Genomic DNA, 14,915 nt, shown 5'->3' with positions numbered 1-14,915 from the left:
TCAGACTGAGACACGGACGTCTGGCCATCTGACCTGAGCGCCCAGTGGCGAAGGCGCGATGCCGTTTGCCTTTGCACTCGGGACGGAAATCCGCGGCTTCCGCTTCGGTCCGCCATCTGGCATGCAAATGCTGACGGCCTGCTTGCTGATCGCCAAGGTCTGCTGTCGGACTATATTGGCCGTGGCGGCCGGGTGCGTCGCTGCAAGAGCAACCGGGCGACGAACGCTGCATCAGGGAGAAGCCGATGAAGTTTCACTTTCCTATCGTCATCATCGACGAGGATTTCCGGTCTGAGAACACCTCGGGCTTTGGCATCCGGGCCCTGGCCGAGGCGATCGAGAAGGAAGGCTTCGAGGTCCTGGGCGCGACAAGCTATGGCGACCTGTCGCAATTCGCGCAGCAGCAGAGCCGCGCGGCGGCCTTCGTCCTGTCGATCGACGACGAGGAGTTCACGCCCGGCCCGGATCTCGATCCGGCCGTCCTGAACCTGCGCAACTTCATCGAGGAGGTCCGGTCCAAGAACGAGGATGTCCCGATCTACATCTACGGCGAGACCAAGACGTCGCGCCACCTGCCGAATGCCGTCCTGCGCGAGCTGCACGGCTTCATCCACGCCTTCGAGGACACGCCGGAATTCGTCGCCCGCCACATCATCCGCGAGGCGAAGAACTATCTCGAATACATCCAGCCGCCGTTCTTCAAGGCGCTTCTGGATTACGCCGAGGACGGATCGTATTCCTGGCATTGCCCGGGCCATTCCGGCGGCGTCGCCTTCCTGAAATCGCCCATCGGGCAGATGTATCACCAGTTCTACGGTGAGAACATGCTGCGGGCCGACGTCTGCAACTCGGTCGAGGAACTGGGCCAGCTGCTGGACCACAACGGCGCCATCGGCGAATCCGAGAAGAACGCGGCGCGGATTTTCAATGCCGACCACTGCTACTTCGTCACCAACGGCACCTCGACCTCGAACAAGATGGTCTGGCACCACAATGTCGCTCCCGGCGACGTGGTGATCGTCGACCGCAACTGCCACAAGTCGATCCTGCATGCGATCGTGATGATCGGCGCGATCCCGATCTTCCTCAAGCCGACGCGCAACCACTGGGGCATCATCGGCCCGATCCAGCGGTCCGAGTTCGAGCCAGAGGCGATCAAGGAAAAGATCCGCACGCACCCGCTGCTCGAAGGGGTCGATCCCGACACGGTGAAGCCGCGCATCCTGACGCTGACGCAATCGACCTACGACGGCGTGCTCTACAACACCGAAGTTGTGAAGGACCTTCTCGACGGCTACGTCGAGACTATGCATTTCGACGAGGCGTGGCTGCCCCACGCCGCCTTCCACCCGTTCTACGGCACCTATCACGCCATGGGCCGGAAGCGGGGCCGGACGAAGCACTCGGTGACCTATTCCACGCAATCCGTGCACAAGCTGCTCGCCGGCATCAGCCAGGCCAGCCACATCCTTGTTCAGGACAGCGAGGAGACCAAGCTCGACCGGCACCTGTTCAACGAATCCTACCTGATGCACACCTCCACCAGCCCGCAGTATTCGATCATCGCGAGCTGCGACGTGGCGGCGGCCATGATGGAGCCGCCGGGCGGCACCGCGCTGGTCGAGGAGAGCCTGGCCGAGGCGCTCGATTTCCGGCGCGCCATGCGGCAGGTCGACGAGGAATACGGCAATGACTGGTGGTTCAAGGTCTGGGGGCCGGACGAGCTGGCCGAGGAAGGCATCGGCCGCGCCAAGGACTGGGAGCTGAAGAAGACCGACAGCGACGCGGTGGAAAGCTCGGGGCAGGATGCCTGGCACGGCTTCGGCGACATGGCCCGCGGCTTCAACATGCTGGACCCGATCAAGGCGACGATCATCACGCCAGGCCTAAACATCGACGGCTGGTTCGAGGAAAGCGGCATCCCCGCTTCGATCGTTTCGAAGTACCTCGCCGAACACGGCGTCGTGGTGGAAAAGACCGGCCTCTACAGCTTCTTCATCATGTTCACCATCGGCATCACCAAGGGCCGCTGGAACACGCTTCTCGCCGCGCTCCAGCAGTGCAAGGACGATTACGATCGCAACCAGCCGCTCTGGCGCGTGATGCCGGAGTTCTGCGCCAAGCAGCCCCGCTACGAACGCATGGGACTGCGCGACCTCTCGCAGCACGTCCACAAGCTTTATGCCAAGTACGACGTGGCGCGGTTGTCGACCGAGATTTATCTCGGCGATCACCGGCCCTCCATGTCGCCGACCGAGGCGTTCTCACACATCGCCCGACGCAAGACCGAACGGGTGCCGATCGACGAGCTGGAAGGCCGCGTGACCACGAGCCTCGTGACACCGTACCCGCCGGGCATTCCGCTGCTGATCCCGGGCGAGGTCTTCAGCAAGGAGATCGTGGACTACCTGCGTTTCAACCGCGAATTCTCGCGCGAGTGCCCCGGCTTCGAGACCGACATCCACGGCCTCGTCCAGGAGACGGGGGACAACGGCGAGGTCAGCTACTTCGCTGACTGTGTCGAGGAATGAAACATCTCTGTTCGTGCTGTGGCGGTGGTGGTGCCGCCGCCGCCGCAGGCCTTTCGTCGCCCTGATGAAGGACGTTGGCCGGACCGCGCGGGGGGGCTGAGTTGGCTTTACCCTGCTGGATGAGCCGCTGAGGACAATCGACCCCTCCCATGCCGGGCGGGTGATGCAGATGGTGCACGAGTGGATCATGACGGGGCGCGCCGTGGTGGCCGTGATGCACGACCTGACGGTGGTCGCCCGCTTTGCTGTCATGATCCGGCGTTCAAGGGTGGCAGCGCCCCGGCCGGGGGGCGGACGAAAGCTTCGCCCCCACCCCTCCGGCAGAGCCATGAAATGCCTAGGTCGAGGGGCACCGGACCGCGGGGCGGCCGGTGATCCCGGCCGCTCCGACGCGGTTCACTCTCCCGTCGGAGCTGTCCAGTAGGTCGAGGCGAAGAACTCGGACTTCGCCATGCCCTGGGCCAGCATCCAGTCGCGGGCCGCAAAGACCTCGCTCCGTTCGCCCGCGAAAAAGACCGAGCGGTCTGCCCCGGGGATCGCCATCGCGTGCAGGGCGCCAAGCGGTGCAGGCTTTGTCGTCGGGGACGGGCGCCGCGCGGCTGCCAGTCGACAGGCGGAACCGGATGGCGCAGGTCGTGGCGGACGATGATCCCTTCGGGGCAGGCACCGATGCAGTCGCCACAGTCCGTGCAGTGCTCGGTGAACCGCGACTGTGCGCCCGGCGGCCGCATGGGCTCCGGCCTCGGGGCGCCGGCTCGTCCGCGCAGGAAATCGCGTCTGCTGTGCTGGCTCGTCATCAAGGACCTGGCCTTGCTCCGCCGGTTTTGCGGTCGCGTCGCTGTCGTATCAACCTTTGACAACTCTGCCACAGGTTGAGGATTCCGTTAAGCGTTCGACTCCACTGGCTCAGGTTGGACCGGTGCCGGCCAGGCGAGCCTGACCTTGATCAAGGACAGGCCCGGGCCGGTCGGGGTTGCCGCCGGATGGCGCCGGTGGCAGGGCCGCGGCCGTACACCTCCCGAAGAAGAGACTGGACTCAAAGGGGTTGTCGGAGTGAACGTTGGGTCAAGCTCGCTCAGCCGGCGGGCCGACTCGCGGGGCCATTGGCCCGCGGGGCGGGGTGCGCCAGGCGCGCCGACCGACGGCGGCGATGCGGTCCGGGGCAGGGAGGACGCCCCGGCACGACACGCGCGGCGTTGGAGGACCCCGCGCGATCGACCCAGAGAAGAAGGACGGAAACCGGCGTGCTGCACGCCGGTCATGCGCCACGTATCCAGGGAGGAAACCAAGTGACCCAAGTTACCATGAGCGTGAACGGCAAGCCGGTCACGCGCGATGTCGAGGGGCGGCGCCTGCTGGTCGAGTACCTGCGGCAGGACCTCGGGCTGACCGGCACGCATGTCGGCTGTGACACCTCGCAATGCGGGGCCTGCGTGGTCCATGTGAATGGCCAGCCGGTCAAGTCCTGCACGATGCTCGCGGCCGAGGCCGAAGGTGCCGACGTGACCACGATCGAGGGCATGGCCGCGCCGGACGGCACGTTGCACCGCCTGCAGGAGGCCTTCAACGAACACCACGGCCTGCAATGCGGCTTCTGCACGCCCGGCATGATCATGTCCGCCGCCGCCCTGCTCGAGGACAATCCGCATCCGACCGAGCATGAGGTGCGCCAGTACCTCGAGGGGAACATCTGCCGCTGCACCGGCTACCACAACATCGTCAAGGCCGTGCTGGCCGCGTCCGGTCAGGACGTCGCGCTGGCCGCCGAGTGAGGGGAGGAGCAAGACATGCCGAAGGATTCCGTGATCGGACAGGCCCAGAAACGCCGTGAGGACAAGCGCTTCACCACCGGCAAGGGCCGCTACACCGACGATATCGTACTCAAGAACCAGACCTACGCCGCCTTCGCCCGCTCCGAGGTCGCGCATGGCGCGATCCGTGGGGTCGACACCTCGGCCGCCGAGTCGATGCCCGGCGTCCTCGCCGTCTTCACCGGTGCGGATTTCGTCGAGGTCGGCGGCAACCCGGCCGGCTGGCTGATCCACAGCCGTGACGGCACCCCGATGACGGAGCCCAAGCGCCCGGTGCTGGCCCATGGCAAGGTGCGCCATGTCGGCGATGCCTATGCCGCGGTGATCGCCGAAACCGCCGAACAGGCCCGCGACGCGGCCGAGGCCATCTCGGCCGATATCGAGGAGCTGCCCGCCATCGTGAACATGGCCGAGGCGGTCGCCAACAGCGACAACCGCGTGCACGACGAGGTGCCGTCGAACGTCTGCTTCGACTGGGGCTGGATCGAGGACAACCGCGCCGCCACCGATGCCGCGATCAAGAGCGCGGCCCATGTCACCACGCTGGAGCTTAAGAACAACCGCCTGTCGCCGAACCCGATGGAGCCGCGCTGTTCCATCGGCGACTACGACACCGGGACGGACGACTACACGCTCTACACCACGTCGCAAAACCCGCACCTGACGCGGCTGCTGCTCTCGGCCTTCGTGATGGGCATCCCGGAACACAAGCTGCGTGTGGTGGCCCCGGACGTTGGCGGCGGCTTCGGATCGAAGATCTACCATTACGGCGAAGAGGCGCTGGTGCTGGCCGCGGCCAAGAGGCTGGGGCGGCCGGTCAAGTGGACCTCTTCCCGGACCGAGGCCTTCGTGACCGATGCCCATGGCCGGGATCACGTGACGAAGATCGAACTGGCAACTGACGAGGAAGGCCATTTCCTGGCCGTCCGGACCGAGACGATGGCGAACCTCGGCGCGTACCTGTCGAACTTCGCCACCGCCACGCCGACCTTCCTGCACGGCACGCTGATGGCCGGGAACTACACAGTCCCGAACGTCTACGTGAACGTGAAGGGGGTCTTTACCAACACGGTCCCGGTCGATGCCTACCGCGGCGCCGGGCGGCCCGAGGCGACATTCAGCCTCGAGCGCGTCATCGACAAGTGCGCGCGCGAGCTGGGAATGGACCCGATCGCGTTGCGGCGGAAGAACTACATCAAGCCAGACCAGTTCCCCTACACAACGCCCGTGGCGCTGGAATACGACACCGGCAACTACGACGCCGTGATGGACCGGCTGGAAGAGATGGCCGACCTCGGCGGGTTCGAAGCGCGGCGCGCCGAATCCGAGAAGGCCGGCAAGCTGCGCGGGATCGGCATCGCCTCCTACATCGAGGCCTGCGGCATCGCGCCGTCGAACCTCGTCGGCGTGCTGGGTGGACGGGTCGGCCTCTACGACGCGGCGACGGTGCGGGTGAACCCGACCGGCAACGTGCTGGTCATGGTCGGCGCGCACAGTCACGGGCAGGGGCACGAGACGACGTTCCCGCAGATCGTGGCGGAACGGCTCGGCATCGACCCCGCGATGATCGAGATCGTGCATGGCGACACCGCGCGGATCCCCTTTGGCATGGGCACCTACGGCTCTCGATCGCTGGCGGTCTGCGGCTCGGCCGTGGTCAAGGCGACCGAGAAGATCATCGACAAGGCCAAGAAGATCGCCGGCCACATGATGGAGGCGGGCGACGGCGAGGTCGATTTCGAGGACGGCGTCTTTTCCCTGCGCGGCACGAACAAGAACGTGCCGTGGGGCGACGTGGCGCTGAAGGCCTACATCCCGCATGACTTCCCGCTCGAGATGATCGAGCCGGGCCTGGAGGAGACGGCGTTCTACGACCCCGCCAACTTCACCTTCCCGGCCGGGGCCTATGCCTGCGAGGTCGAGGTCGATCCCGCGACGGGCAAGGTGGATGTCGTGTCCTTCGCGGCCGCCGACGATTTCGGCAATGTCATCAATCCCCAGATCGTCGAGGGCCAGGTGCATGGCGGTCTGGCGCAAGGGGTCGGGCAGGCGCTGCTGGAGCATGCGGTCTATGACGGCGAGGGCCAGTTCCTGTCGGGCAGCTACATGGATTACACCATGCCGCGCGCCTACGACGTGCCGTCGTTCCGGGTGGACCATTCGGTGCTGACGCCCTGCACGCACAACCCGCTGGGGGTGAAGGGCTGCGGTGAGGCCGGGGCCATCGGCTCCCCGCCCGCCGTCGTGAACGCGGTGATCGACGCGCTGCACCGTGCTGGCAAGACCGGGGTCACCCACATCGACATGCCGCTCACGCCGTCGCGCGTGTGGTCGGCGATCCACGAAAGCTGAGGGAGGGTAACATGTACAACTTCGAATTCGTGAGACCCGGCAGCGTGGACGAGGCCGTCGCGGCCCTCGCCGATGACGAGGCGATGGCTCTTGGCGGCGGACAGACCCTGCTGCCGACGATGAAGCTGCGGCTGGCGGCGCCGTCGAAGCTGGTGAGCCTCACCGGCATCGCGGGGCTGTCCTACGTTAAGGCCTCGGGCGGCACGCTCGAGGTCGGCGGCACCACGCCCCACGGCAAGGTCGCGGCCGAGGCGGGGGCCTTCCCGGCGCTCGCCGCGCTGGCGGGCGGGATCGGTGATCCGGCGGTGCGCACGCGCGGCACCATCGGCGGCTCGCTCGCCAACAACGACCCGGCGGCCTGCTACCCGGCCGCGGTGCTGGCCACCGGCGCGACGGTCGTGACCAACCGGCGAGAGATCGCGGCGGACGACTACTTTCGCGGCCTTTTCGAAACGGCGCTGGAGCCCGGCGAGATCATCACCGCCGTCCGCTTCCCCATCCCGCAGGCCGCGCATTACGCCAAGTTCGCGCAGCCGGCCTCGCGCTTTCCGCTGGTCGCGGTCTTCGTCGCGAAGTTCGGCGACGGCGTCCGGGTGGCGGTCACCGGCGCGGGCGAGGGCGGCGTGTTCCGCTGGGCCGAGGCCGAGGCGGCGCTCTCGTCCGATTTCTCGACCTCCGCGGTCGAGGGGCTCAAGGCGTCGCCGGACGGCCTGATCGGCGATCTGCACGGCACGCCGGCCTACCGCGCGCACCTTGTCGGCGTGATGACCGCGCGCGCCGTCGCCGGGGCAAGATGAACGCTGGGGCGGGCGCCTGTCGGGCGTCCGCCCTGCCATACCCACGTTTGCACATATCGCAACAATTGTGACGGCATTTGCATTTTCCGCAGGCAATCATGCGGGCTAGAGTTCCTGCCATACCAAGGGAGGAGCCCATGACTATCACCCGTTGGCGCAGTTGCTGCGCCGCGAGCGCCATTGCACTCGCCACCTCGTTCGGTCCGGCCGTTGCCGGCCCCGACGACGACACTCTCCGCGCCGCCATGGCCGAGGAGATCCTGAACCTCGACTACAACTACACGACCAAGCGCGAATACATCATCCTCGCCCAGCTGACGGATGCCACGCTGTTCGACATCGATCCCGAAACGCAGGAGGTGAACCCCTCGGTCGCCACCGGGTACGAATGGATCGACGACACCACGCTCGACGTCACCCTGCGCGACGACGTGACATTCCACGACGGCAGCGCGCTGACGGCCGAGGATGTCGCCTATACCTACAACTGGATCGCCAGCGCCGACAGTGAATTGAACGCCACCGGCGTGGTCGAACGCTGGCTGGACAACGCCGAGGCGACCGGCCCGAACACCGTCCGCTTCCACCTGAAGTCGGTCTATCCGCTGGTCCTGCGCGACATGGCGAACCGGATCATGCTGCGCAAGGCAGGCACCTATGACGCGGGCGGCACGATCGACCGCGACGCGATGGCCTCGAACCTCGTCGGCACCGGCCCCTACAAGGTCGTCAGCTTCGAGCCGGGCACCGAACTGGTGCTGGAACGGAACGAGGCGTTCTTTGGCAAGAAGCCCGCGATCGGCAAGATCGTCGTGCGTAACATCCCCGATGTCGGCACGCAGCAGGCCGAGCTGATGTCGGGCGGCATCGACTGGATGTTCAAGGTCCCGCTCGACCTGGCCGAAAGCCTGGGCGCCACGCCGATGGCAGAACACCTCAGCGGGCCGGACCTGCGGGTGGGCTTCATCGTGCTCGACGCGCACGGCTACACCGACCCCGAGGGGCCGCTGACCAACGTGAAGGTGCGCCAGGCGATCAACCACGCGCTCAACACGCAGGAGATGGCGCAGTACCTGATCGGCGGCTCGGCCGAGGCGATCCACACCGCCTGCCACCCGGCGCAGTTCGGCTGCGACCAGAGCGCGACGGCCTATGCCTATGACCCCGAAAAGGCCAAGGCCCTACTGGACGAGGCAGGCTATGGCGAGGGCTTCCCGCTCGAGCTTTGGGCCTACCGCGACAAGCCGGTGGCCGAAGCTGTGGCATCTGACCTGTCGAAGATCGGCATCGACGTCGACCTGCGCTACGTGAAGCTGGAAAGCTTGAACCAGGCCCGCGCCGCGCGCGAGATCCCGGCCTACATCGGCACCTGGGGCTCGGGCGGCACGGCGGACACCGCGGCCATTGCGCGGATCCACTTTGCCGACAGCGACCGCAACATGTCGGGCGACGAAGAGCTGCAGGAGCTCGTGCTGGCCGCGGAACAGACCGCCGACCAGGAAAAGCGCAAGGAGATCTACTCCCAGGCCATCGGCGAGATCGCCGACGAAGCCTACTGGGCGCCGCTCTTCTCCTACTCGGCCAACTACCTCGTGTCGCCGAACCTGGAGTTTCCGCTGGACCCCGACGGTCTGCCGCGGCTCCAGAATTCCTCCTGGAAGTGACATGATCCCTGCGGGGGCCACACTTGGCCCCCGCAATGAAAGGACCCCAAGCTGATGCTGCGTTACATCGCGCTGCGCGGGCTGCTGGCGCTGCTCGTCGCCTTCACCGTTTCTCTCGCCGCCTTCCTGCTGCTGAACGTCGCCGCCGATCCGGCCCAGGCCATCGCCGGAGAGGATGCCACCCCCGAGGTGGTCGAGGCGATCCGCCACCGCTACGGCCTCGATCAGCCGCTCTGGGTGCGCTATTTCGACTGGCTGGGCGGCGTGCTGCACGGCGATTTCGGCGAAAGCTACTACTGGCACAAGCCGGTGGCCGAACTGGTCGCAGACCGCGCCGACGAAACGATCACGCTCGCGCTGTCGGCGCTGATGGTGACCATCGTGATCGCCATCCCGCTCGGCGCGGTGGCGGCACTGAACCCCAACAGCTGGATCGACCGCTTCGCCCTGGGCGTCGCCGTGTCGGCGCAGGCAGTGCCGAACTTCTGGCTGGGCCTGATCATGATCATCCTCTTCGGCGTGATGGTCCCGATCTTCCCGGTCTCTGGCGACGACACCTGGAAGCACTTCGTGCTGCCGGCCTTCGTGCTCGGCGCCTCCTCGGTGCCGGCGGTGATGCGGCTGACGCGGACCGGGCTGATCGAGGTCATGGGGGCCGACTATGTCCGCACCGCGCGGGCCAAGGGGTTCCGCGGGTGGTCGCTGCTGCGCCGCCACGCGATGCGCAACGCGCTCTTGCCGGTGATCTCGGTCCTGGCGGTGCAGCTGGGGCAGAAGTTCGGCGGCTCGGTCATCACCGAAAGCATCTTTGCCATCAACGGGCTGGGACGGCTGGCACTTGAATCGATCCTCGGCGCGGACATCCCGACCGTGCAGATGCTGATCTTCGTCTTTGCCATCGTCTTCGTCGTCATGAACCTTCTCGCGGACATCCTGAATGCCGCGCTCGACCCGAGGATCCGCATCGGATGACCGACATCGACATCACATATTCTGCCGTCGAGCAGGACGAGACCTCGACCCTCACCCCCGGCCAGATCTTCCGGCAGAGGCTCTTTGGCCATACCGGGTTCCTGATCGGCGCGGGCATCATCTTGGCGATCGTGATCATCGCCATCTTTGCCCCGCTGCTGGCCCCGCACGACCCCTACGCGCAGTCGCTGTCGTCGCGGATGCTGCCACCGGTCTGGGTCGAGGGCGGCACGTGGGACCACATCCTCGGCACCGACCAGAACGGGCGCGATTACCTCAGCCGGTTGATCTACGGCACCCGCGTGTCGATCACCATCGGCATCGGCGCGGCGACCGTGGGCCTGCTGATCGGCGTCACGCTCGGCGTGATCGCGGGCTATTTCGGCGGCGGGCTCGACCATGCGATCAGCTTCCTGCTGACCGCGCAGCTGGCGCTGCCGGGACTGCTGCTGGCAATGGCGCTGGTCTTCATCATCGGGCCGTCGATCTGGGTCGTCATCGGGATCGTCGGTGTGCTGCACTGGACCTACTACCTGGTCGTCACCCGGGCCGCGACGCAGCGGATCCGCAGCCAGGATTTCGTCTCGGCCGCCGCCGCCTCGGGCGCCACCCCGCGCCAGATCATCTGGCACGAGATCATGCCCAACCTGCTGAGCGCGATCATCGTGATCTTCACCTTCGAATTGGGCATCGCGATCCTGGCGGAAAGCTCGCTGTCGTTCCTCGGCGTGGGAATCCAGCCGCCGACGCCGTCCTGGGGCCTGATGATCGCCGAGGGCAAGCAGGCGATGTTCTACCGCCCTTGGCTCGTCATCCTGCCCGGCATCTGCCTCTTCCTGCTGGTCATCGGCGCCAACCTGATGGGCGACGGCCTGCGCGACATCACCTCGCCGGAGGGCCGCAACGAATGACGCTCCTGAATATCCAGAACCTCGACATCCGGCTGAACCTGCCCGGCGGCAGCCTGCACGCGGTGCGCGACGTCTCGCTCTCGCTCGCCAAGGGGGAATCGCTGGGCATTGTCGGCGAAAGCGGATCGGGCAAGTCGCTGACCTCGCTGGCGGTGATGCGTCTGCTGCCGCGCTCGGCCAGCTGCACCGCGACGACGCTCAATTTCGACGGCCGCGAACTGCCCGACCTCACCGACGAGGCCTTCACCCGCGAGATCGCCGGCCCCCGGATCGGCATGATCTTCCAGGAGCCGATGACCTCGCTCAACCCGGTCTACACGATCGGTCGGCAGATGACCGAGGGCGCCGTGGCGCGCGGGCTGTCGGGCCGCGAGGCGCGCAAGAAGGCCATCGACCTGCTTGACCGGGTCGGCATTCCCGACCCCGAGGGCCGGATGGCACAGTATCCGCACCAGATGTCCGGCGGGCAGCGGCAGCGGGTGATGATCGCCATGACGCTCATGCTCGACCCCGACCTGCTGATCGCGGACGAACCGACCACCGCGCTCGACGTGACGGTGCAGGCTCAGATCCTCGACCTGTTGGACGACCTCCGGCGCGAACGGCAGATGGGAATGATCCTGATCTCGCACGACCTGGCCGTGGTGGCGCAGCGCACCGACCGCGTGGCGGTGATGTACCGCGGCGAGATCGTCGAACAGGGTGCGGCGCAGGACGTTCTGCGCAGGCCGCAGCATGCCTACACCCAGGCCCTGCTCAAGGCGATCCCGCACCTCGGCACCGGCGGCCGCCCGGCCGAGGCCGCGGCCCCGGCGAAGGTCGAGGAGGTGATCGTCGCAAAGGATGTCAGCCGCGTCTTTCATTCACGCAAGGGTCTCTTCGGCCCCAAGAAGGAAATCCGCGCGCTCGACAATGTCTCGCTCAGCCTCAAGCGTGGCGAGACGCTGGCGCTGATCGGCGAAAGCGGGTCGGGCAAGTCGACGCTGGCGCGGATCATGCTGGGCCTCGACCAGCCGACCGGGGGCGAGATCACGATGCTGGGGCGTCCGCTGGACCAGATAACCGGCACCGAGCGGGCGAACTTCGTCCAGCCGGTGTTCCAGGATCCCTACTCCTCGCTCAATCCGCGGCGGCGCCTGTCCGAGATCATCGCGCGCCCGCTTGCCCTGCGGGGCGAAGGCGACCGGGCCAGCCGCGAAAAGGCGGTGGTCGAGGCGATGGACCTCGTGCGCCTGCCGAAGCGGCTGCTGCATGTCTATCCCTCGCAGCTGTCGGGCGGTCAGCGCCAGCGCGTCGCCATCGCCCGGGCGCTGGTCACCCGGCCCGAGGCGCTGGTCTGCGACGAGCCGACCTCGGCGCTCGACGTGTCGGTGCAGGCGCAAATCCTCAAGTTGCTCGAGGACCTGCGGGCCGAGATGGGGCTGACCTGTCTCTTTATCACCCACGACATGGCGGTGGTGCAGCAGGTCGCGGACCGGGTCGCGGTGATGTTCCAGGGCCGGATCGTCGAGGAAGGCACCGCGCAATCGGTGCTCTCGACCCCCACGAACGACTACACGCGCCGCCTGCTGGCCGCAGCGCCGCGCTTCGATGACAGCCCGGAACTGGAGGCGGTTCAATGAAGGTGAGCACGCCGGGCCTGACGCCCGCCACCCTCTTCGCGCGCGAGACGCTGTGGCAATCCTGGCTTGATGTCGAGGCCGCCCTGGCCGAGGTGCAGGCCGAGATGGGCATGATCCCTGACTGGGCCGCCGCGGGGATCCGCGGCGCCGCCACGCTCGACAAGGTGGGGATCGAAGCGCTGCAGTCCGACATACGCGTGACCCACGCCCCGATCCTGTCGCTGACCCGGTTGCTGGGCCGTGCTGCGGGCGAGGCGGGGGCCTATGTCCACTGGGGCGCGACCACGCAGAACGTGATGCAGACCGCGCGCATCCTGCTGATCCGCGAGGCCGACCATGCGATCCGCCGCGCGCTTGGCGCCGCGCTCGACCGGCTGGCCGAGATGGCGGCGACCCATGCCGAGACGCTGATGGCGGGCCGCACCAACCGCCAACATGCCCTGCCGATCACCTTCGGCTTCAAGGTCGCGGGCTGGATCGAGGAACTGACCCGTGCCATCGACCGGCTCGACGGCGGCGGGCGGCGGCTCTTCGTGCTGCCCTTTGGCGGCGCGGTCGGGGCGATGCATGCCTTCGGCGCCGAGGGACGCGAGCTGAACGCCCGCCTCGCCGCACGTTTCGGGCTGGGCGACCTGCTGGTGCCGGGGCGGGCGATCAACGACCTCTTCGCCGATTACGTCGTGCAGCTGTCGCTGCTGGCGATGACCATCGAACGCATCGCGGCCGAGTTCTATCTGCTGATGACCGAGGAGATCGGAGAGATCTCGGAAACGCTCGACGCGGGCACGGTCGGCTCCTCGACCATGCCGCACAAGGTGAACCCCAAATTCGTCGTCCGCGTTCTGGCCGAGGCGGCGGAGCTGCGCGGCCTGGCGGGATCGGCGCTGGAAACCGGACGGTCGAGCCACGAGGGCGACGCTGCCAAGAACCAGTTGCTGAGTTCCGTACTCGACCGCGCGGTGCCACTGGCCTGGACGCTGGCCGAGGGGTTCGAGGGGCTGCTGCGCCGGATCGCGGTGAACGCGGGCCGGATGGAGCGTAATGCGCAGCTCAGCGGCGGGGCCATCGCGACCGAGGGGCTGATGATGCTGCTCGCCCCGCGCACGGGCCGGGCCGAGGCGCATGACCTGATCCACCACGCGCTCGATCACCGGGCGGCCAACGGCGGCACAGTGGCCGAGGCGCTGATGGCCGACGACGCCATCCGCCTGCACCTGAGCGCGGACGAGATCGGCGCCGCACTGGACCCGGCCAACTATTGCGGCGACAGCGCCCGGATCGCCCGCGACGCGGCCGAGATGGCGCGCAGTCTCAGCCGTCAGATCAGGTAGATCAGGTCGCGCATGCCGGGCTCGTCGGCCCGGCGTGCCTCGACATGGGCGGAGAGCCCGTCAAGGAAGACCTCGGCCAGTTCCGGCCGCGGCCCCTTGGCGTGCACGCTGGCATAGGTGATCCAGTGATCGCCGGCCAGCGGCCGCACGGCGAGGTCCAGCATCATCGCGGGCGTCAGCACCATCGGGTCGATCAGCGTCAGCCCCATGCCGTGGCGCACCATCTCGACGGTGACGATGGTCGATCCGGTCTCGAACGCGATGGTGGGCCGCAGACCGGCGCCGCCCATCACCTCTTCCAGCCGCTCGCGCCAGCGCTGCCCGGCCGCCAGCGTGACCATCGGCTCTTCGGCCAGCTGCGGCAGCGTGACCTCGGCCACCCCCGCCAGCGGATGGGTCGCGGGCATCAACACGCAGAGCCGCGACCGCAGCACCGGCATGATGTCGATCGGGATGATCTCGTTCTCGACGGGGAGGGAGATCATGCCCATGTTGTAACCCCGCGCCGCGACCTTGCTCTCGATCTCGAACCGGCTTTCGACATGCACGGTGCATTGCAGTTCGACCCCCTCGCGCCGCAGCCGGGCGATGGTCGGCACCACCAGCCCGTTCGCCAGCGGCGCGGCTGTCACCACCGACAGCCAGTTGCGCGTGCGGCTGCGGATGTCGCGCGCGATCACCGGGATCTCGTCGATCCCGTCCAGCGTGTTGGAGATCTGCTGGTAGAACAGGGCCCCCTCGTCGGTCAGTTCGAGGTTCCGGCGCGAGCGCGAGAAGAGTGTCAGCCGAAGGTCGCGTTCCAGCTGGGTCAGCAGCCGGCTGGCCGCCGAGGGCGAGACGCCCATCCGGTCCGCCGCCTCGCTCAGCGAACCAGTGGAGACGACATTGCGGAACAGGCGCAGGCTCTTGAGGTTCACGGGCGGC

Annotated in this window: 11 protein-coding genes; 9 read left to right on the top strand and 2 right to left on the bottom strand. The window is 67.3% G+C overall.

What is annotated here, in order from left to right; all coding sequences use genetic code 11:
- The first annotated feature begins 245 nt into the window (after positions 1 to 245).
- Positions 246 to 2,531 (top strand): Orn/Lys/Arg decarboxylase N-terminal domain-containing protein, encoded by a 2,286-nt coding sequence (locus ACE2AC_RS08800; protein WP_375691720.1) that lies wholly within the window; start codon positions 246 to 248, stop codon positions 2,529 to 2,531.
- 396 nt (positions 2,532 to 2,927) lie between these two features.
- Here the strand turns inward: ACE2AC_RS08800 and ACE2AC_RS08795 are convergent, their stop codons facing one another.
- The gene (locus tag ACE2AC_RS08795) at positions 2,928 to 3,074 is read right to left on the bottom strand and encodes a hypothetical protein (protein ID WP_375691719.1); all 147 of its coding nucleotides are present in this window, start codon (positions 3,072 to 3,074) and stop codon (positions 2,928 to 2,930) included.
- A 746-nt stretch (positions 3,075 to 3,820) separates the two neighbouring features.
- On the opposite strand from ACE2AC_RS08795, the gene ACE2AC_RS08790 reads away from it, so the two are divergent.
- From ACE2AC_RS08790 to ACE2AC_RS08755, 8 genes are all read left to right on the top strand, one after another.
- Positions 3,821 to 4,303 carry a (2Fe-2S)-binding protein gene (locus ACE2AC_RS08790; RefSeq protein WP_375691718.1) on the top strand — a complete coding sequence of 161 codons (483 nt, stop codon included), beginning with the start codon at positions 3,821 to 3,823 and terminating at the stop codon, positions 4,301 to 4,303.
- A gap of 15 nt (positions 4,304 to 4,318) precedes the next feature.
- Positions 4,319 to 6,694 (top strand): xanthine dehydrogenase family protein molybdopterin-binding subunit, encoded by a 2,376-nt coding sequence (locus tag ACE2AC_RS08785; protein WP_375691717.1) that lies wholly within the window; start codon positions 4,319 to 4,321, stop codon positions 6,692 to 6,694.
- Positions 6,695 to 6,705: 11 nt separating this feature from the next.
- Positions 6,706 to 7,491, top strand: coding sequence for an FAD binding domain-containing protein (locus ACE2AC_RS08780; protein WP_375691716.1), 786 nt, complete (start codon positions 6,706 to 6,708; stop codon positions 7,489 to 7,491).
- Positions 7,492 to 7,628: 137 nt separating this feature from the next.
- Entirely contained in the window at positions 7,629 to 9,155 is a 1,527-nt protein-coding gene (locus ACE2AC_RS08775) for an ABC transporter substrate-binding protein (protein ID WP_375691715.1), read from the top strand.
- A 54-nt stretch (positions 9,156 to 9,209) separates the two neighbouring features.
- Positions 9,210 to 10,127, top strand: coding sequence for an ABC transporter permease (locus ACE2AC_RS08770; protein WP_375691714.1), 918 nt, complete (start codon positions 9,210 to 9,212; stop codon positions 10,125 to 10,127).
- Complete coding sequence (locus ACE2AC_RS08765) at positions 10,124 to 11,038, top strand: ABC transporter permease (protein ID WP_375691713.1); 915 nt, start codon at positions 10,124 to 10,126, stop codon at positions 11,036 to 11,038. The genes ACE2AC_RS08770 and ACE2AC_RS08765 overlap by 4 nt, the downstream gene beginning before the upstream one ends.
- On the top strand, positions 11,035 to 12,660 hold the full coding sequence (locus ACE2AC_RS08760) for an ABC transporter ATP-binding protein (RefSeq protein WP_375691712.1): 1,626 nt from the start codon (positions 11,035 to 11,037) through the stop codon (positions 12,658 to 12,660). The genes ACE2AC_RS08765 and ACE2AC_RS08760 overlap by 4 nt, the downstream gene beginning before the upstream one ends.
- Positions 12,657 to 13,991: a lyase family protein gene (locus tag ACE2AC_RS08755; protein ID WP_375691711.1), complete on the top strand. Its 1,335-nt coding sequence runs from the start codon at positions 12,657 to 12,659 to the stop codon at positions 13,989 to 13,991. The genes ACE2AC_RS08760 and ACE2AC_RS08755 overlap by 4 nt, the downstream gene beginning before the upstream one ends.
- Here ACE2AC_RS08755 and ACE2AC_RS08750 read toward each other — a convergent pair.
- On the bottom strand, positions 13,979 to 14,908 hold the full coding sequence (locus tag ACE2AC_RS08750) for a LysR family transcriptional regulator (protein WP_375691710.1): 930 nt from the start codon (positions 14,906 to 14,908) through the stop codon (positions 13,979 to 13,981). The genes ACE2AC_RS08755 and ACE2AC_RS08750 overlap by 13 nt on opposite strands.
- Positions 14,909 to 14,915 lie beyond the last annotated feature (7 nt).

This window comes from Pseudooceanicola sp. LIPI14-2-Ac024 (genome assembly GCF_042188925.1).
Classification (GTDB): Bacteria; Pseudomonadota; Alphaproteobacteria; order Rhodobacterales; family Rhodobacteraceae; genus Pseudooceanicola.
This window is presented reverse-complemented; position numbering and strand designations above follow the sequence as displayed.

Excerpts from the sequence above, each read along its gene's own strand:
- ACE2AC_RS08800 (WP_375691720.1), top strand. The coding sequence starts at position 246 with ATGAAGTTTCACTTTCCTATCGTCATCATCGACGAGGATTTCCGGTCT.
- ACE2AC_RS08795 (WP_375691719.1), bottom strand. The coding sequence starts at position 3,074 with ATGGCGATCCCCGGGGCAGACCGCTCGGTCTTTTTCGCGGGCGAACGG.
- ACE2AC_RS08785 (WP_375691717.1), top strand. The coding sequence starts at position 4,319 with ATGCCGAAGGATTCCGTGATCGGACAGGCCCAGAAACGCCGTGAGGAC.
- ACE2AC_RS08780 (WP_375691716.1), top strand. The coding sequence starts at position 6,706 with ATGTACAACTTCGAATTCGTGAGACCCGGCAGCGTGGACGAGGCCGTC.
- ACE2AC_RS08775 (WP_375691715.1), top strand. The coding sequence starts at position 7,629 with ATGACTATCACCCGTTGGCGCAGTTGCTGCGCCGCGAGCGCCATTGCA.
- ACE2AC_RS08770 (WP_375691714.1), top strand. The coding sequence starts at position 9,210 with ATGCTGCGTTACATCGCGCTGCGCGGGCTGCTGGCGCTGCTCGTCGCC.
- ACE2AC_RS08765 (WP_375691713.1), top strand. The coding sequence starts at position 10,124 with ATGACCGACATCGACATCACATATTCTGCCGTCGAGCAGGACGAGACC.
- ACE2AC_RS08760 (WP_375691712.1), top strand. The coding sequence starts at position 11,035 with ATGACGCTCCTGAATATCCAGAACCTCGACATCCGGCTGAACCTGCCC.
- ACE2AC_RS08755 (WP_375691711.1), top strand. The coding sequence starts at position 12,657 with ATGAAGGTGAGCACGCCGGGCCTGACGCCCGCCACCCTCTTCGCGCGC.